Raw genomic sequence first — 3,284 nt, 5'->3', positions numbered from 1 at the left:
AATAATGATAATAAAAAAAGCCTCAACATTTGTTGAGGCTTTTTTTATTATCCGTGAATGGTTTCTTTATTACCTAAATTTTTCATGATTTCTGCTTCATACTCAAGGAGTTGTTGCCATTTTCTGTCTACTTCTTGTTTATCACCATATTGTCTGGCGAATTTTAAAAACATAGTGTAGTGACCAGCTTCACTAATCATTAGTTTTTTATAAAACTTGGCCAATTTCTTATCTTGTAATTCTTCAGATAGTAATCTAAAACGCTCACAACTGCGAGCTTCAATAAGTGCAGCATACAATAAGCGATGTACTAATTGAGTGGTTCTGCTACCTCCTTTAGGAAAGAATTTTAATAGAGCTATAACATAATCGTCTTTACGATCTCTTCCTAGAATCCAACCGTTATCTAAAATCAGATTATGTACCATTTTAAAATGGCTAATTTCTTCATTTACGAGTTCTATCATTTCTTGTACAAGCTCAGTATATTCAGGGAAGCTTACAATTAAAGAAATCGCTGTACTAGCAGCTTTTTGCTCACAATAAGCATGGTCGGTAAGAATATCTTCAATATTCTTTTCAACAATATTAACCCATCTTGGGTCTGTTGGTAATTTAAGTCCTAACATCATTACTTTACTTCTATTTGCACAAAATTAGATTTACCTTTTTCATTTATAAATAATCTATGAGATGTATATTTATTAGTTTCTGGTATAGCAAACATAATATCTATTGCTACGATATTACTAAGAGACAAATCATTGTTAACTTGTATAGATTTTAAAACTGCAAGTTTATCAAAATTATACAATTGGGAATCAGAAGTATAGTTTGCTCTGTAATCTAGGGCTATATTGGCTTTTAATTTATCAAAATTTTCATTATAAATTAGTTTGCCTTCTTTTTCGACAAGAATATTAAATTTGTAGTTTCTGTAATATATCTGATAATTAATAGTGTCTTTTATCTTAGTTAAAAGCACACTATTCTCCATGTCTGAGTAAGCCTTTATTTTTATACGATAGCCATTGCTTAATAAGGTGTCAATTTCACGCTCTACATAGGTTTTAGGATGGTAAACATCTATTTCTAAAGTTGCACTTTTTTTAAATTCTTCAATGCTTTCAGCAAGTGCTCGACTTTGAGTTTTTCTGCCTTCGCAGCTTGTAAATCCAATAACAAGTATAATTAAAACGCCTAATAAAATTCGCATAGTATTAAATGTCTAATCCAAATGTTTTCCTAAGAAGTTCAATATTCGGGTTTTTTTCTTTCAATTTTTCGTATTTTTCTAGTGGTGTAAAGGCATACTTTTTAGCAATCTCTTCATTTACTGTAATGTCTAATTTTAAATCGTAATTAAGAAGTCTTTTCTTTAAAAATGTCATTAAAGGAAATTCGGCACGCTCTAACTCAATTTTATTGGTATTATTAGAGTAGGTTAAATAAATGGTAGTGCCTTTTAATTTGGGCTTATCCATTTGTAAAATTGAAGCCATTATCTTTTCACCTTTTCTGTCCATCGTTGCAGTGTACACTTTCCATGCTTCGAGCAGCGCTTCTTCAGTTACAGGTTCTTTAGGTAAATCATCTTCATCAATTACAACATCCATTTGACGTATGAGATGCTCTTTTTTCTCTCTAATACTTTTAAGTGATAAGCCAGAAGTCGCCTTTTTTGGCTTTTCAATAGAGATTTTAGGAATTGTAATCGGTTCTGCAATAGCTGTAATCTGTTCTTCAGCTATAACTTGTTCCTTTTTTACAGGCTTCTTCTTAGTTATCTTATTTGCTGCAATAGGTATATTTACTGGTATTGGTGTAATGCCTTTTGCCTTAAAGTAAGAAGGTGGAATTATAAAATGTTTACTGTTTTTTTTTTCTCCATCAAAAGTGATAGAGGCAAGCTGCATAAGTGTAAGTTCAACTAGTAACCGTTGATTTTTACTGGTTTTATACTTTAGATCACAGTCATTGGCTAGCTGAATACCTTTCATGAGAAAACTATTAGAAGTCTTCTGTGATTGTTCTATATACTTTTGTTTGGTGTCCTCACCAACTTCGAGCAATTCTATAGTAGCTTGATTTTTGCAAACCATTAAATCTCTAAAATGAGAAGCCAAACCAGCAATGTAATGATGACCATCAAATCCTTTTGATAATATGGTATTGAATTGCACTAACAACTCAGGGATCTTATTTTCTAAAATTAAATCTGTACTTGTAAAATATGTTTCGTAATCTAATACATTTAAGTTCTCAGTAACAGCTTGTCTCGTTAAGTTTTTACCAGAGAAACTTACGACACGATCGAAGATTGATAACGCATCTCGCATTGCTCCATCTGCTTTTTGAGCTATTATGTGTAGTGCATCATCTTCTGCTGTGATATCTTGTTCTTTAGCAATATACTTTAAATAGTCTTTGGCATCAGTAACAGTAATTCGTTTAAAATCGAATATCTGACAACGTGATAAAATCGTCGGAATAATTTTATGTTTTTCAGTAGTTGCTAAAATAAAAATGCAATGCTTTGGTGGTTCTTCTAAAGTTTTTAAAAAAGCATTAAAAGCAGATTGAGATAACATGTGTACCTCATCAATGATATACACTTTGTATTTCCCAACCTGTGGAGGAATTCGTACCTGATCTGTTAAGCTTCTAATGTCATCAACCGAATTGTTTGAAGCGGCATCGAGTTCAAAAATATTAAACGCAAAATCCTCATTTTCATTAGTATTACCATCGCTGTTAATCATTTTAGCAAGAATACGAGCACATGTTGTTTTACCAACACCACGAGGTCCTGTAAATAATAAAGCTTGGGCTAAATGATTATTTTCTATGGCGTTTAATAAAGTATTAGTAATAGCTTGTTGACCTACAACATCATTAAAAGTTTGCGGTCTGTATTTGCGAGCTGATACTACGAAATGTTCCATTGAAAATTTACTGAATTACAAATTTAAGAATAACCTATAAATAGCACATTGATAGCACTTAAATTTAGTATGAGTTATTAACAATTTGTGTACTTTTGCATTTAGTAGATCGCCTTATCGCTTTATGCTTAACTTGTTTAAGCATCTTGTTATTTAAAACTTGAATAAAGTTGAATTAATGAGAACCCAAATTAAGTTTGGGATTGAGAGGAAAGTCCGAACACCATAGTGCAATCATAGTGGTTAACAGCCACCAGTCGTAAGGCTAGGAAAAGTGCAACAGAAAGTATGTACAGGTAATGCTGTAGTGAAACCAGGTAAACTCTATGTGGTGCAATG

At 31.9% G+C, this 3,284-nt stretch carries 3 protein-coding genes; all 3 read right to left on the bottom strand.

The genetic code is table 11. From position 1 onward, the window contains the following. Window positions 1-47 precede the first annotated feature (47 nt). Genes AAC053_RS13770 through dnaX form a run of 3 tightly spaced genes read right to left on the bottom strand, consistent with a single transcriptional unit; the run spans window position 48 to window position 2,945 of the window. Window positions 48-629: a tRNA-(ms[2]io[6]A)-hydroxylase gene (locus AAC053_RS13770; protein WP_339757832.1), complete on the bottom strand. Its 582-nt coding sequence runs from the start codon at window positions 627-629 to the stop codon at window positions 48-50. Window positions 630-631: 2 nt separating this feature from the next. Next, window positions 632-1,216: a hypothetical protein gene (locus AAC053_RS13765; RefSeq protein WP_339757829.1), complete on the bottom strand. Its 585-nt coding sequence runs from the start codon at window positions 1,214-1,216 to the stop codon at window positions 632-634. A gap of 4 nt (window positions 1,217-1,220) precedes the next feature. Continuing rightward, window positions 1,221-2,945 carry a DNA polymerase III subunit gamma/tau gene (dnaX, locus tag AAC053_RS13760; protein WP_339757827.1) on the bottom strand — a complete coding sequence of 575 codons (1,725 nt, stop codon included), beginning with the start codon at window positions 2,943-2,945 and terminating at the stop codon, window positions 1,221-1,223. Window positions 2,946-3,284: the final 339 nt, after the last annotated feature.

It is taken from the genome of uncultured Winogradskyella sp. (assembly GCF_963975125.1).
GTDB lineage: Bacteria > Bacteroidota > Bacteroidia > Flavobacteriales > Flavobacteriaceae > Winogradskyella.
Note: the sequence above shows the minus strand (reverse complement) of the source record. Positions and strands in the feature narration are given on the sequence as shown.

Excerpts from the sequence above, each read along its gene's own strand:
- AAC053_RS13770 (WP_339757832.1), bottom strand. The coding sequence starts at position 629 with ATGTTAGGACTTAAATTACCAACAGACCCAAGATGGGTTAATATTGTT.
- AAC053_RS13765 (WP_339757829.1), bottom strand. The coding sequence starts at position 1,216 with ATGCGAATTTTATTAGGCGTTTTAATTATACTTGTTATTGGATTTACA.
- dnaX (WP_339757827.1), bottom strand. The coding sequence starts at position 2,945 with ATGGAACATTTCGTAGTATCAGCTCGCAAATACAGACCGCAAACTTTT.